A 276-nucleotide genomic window follows, 5' to 3' on the forward strand; every position below is an offset into this window, starting at 1 on the left:
GGCTCGGAGTGTGTATAAGAGACAGGACTACTAGGGTATCTAATCCTGTTTGCTCCCCACGCTTTCGCACCTCAGCGTCAATACTTGTCCAGTCAGTCGCCTTCGCCACTGGTGTTCTTCCGAATATCTACGAATTTCACCTCTACACTCGGAGTTCCACTTACCTCTTCCATACTCAAGGCTGACAGTTTTGAAGGCTATTCCAGGGTTGAGCCCTGGGCTTTCACCTCCAACTTGTCAACCCGCCTACGCTCCCTTTACGCCCAGTAATTCCGA

Annotated in this window: 1 rRNA gene; it reads right to left on the bottom strand. The window is 51.1% G+C overall.

What is annotated here, in order from left to right:
• Positions 1 to 276: ribosomal RNA gene (locus tag ACTHSX_RS10640) — 16S ribosomal RNA — on the bottom strand; the annotation flags it as partial.

Origin of the sequence: Neisseria sp. P0014.S002 (assembly GCF_051958295.1) — a bacterium.
GTDB lineage: Bacteria > Pseudomonadota > Gammaproteobacteria > Burkholderiales > Neisseriaceae > Neisseria > Neisseria flavescens_B.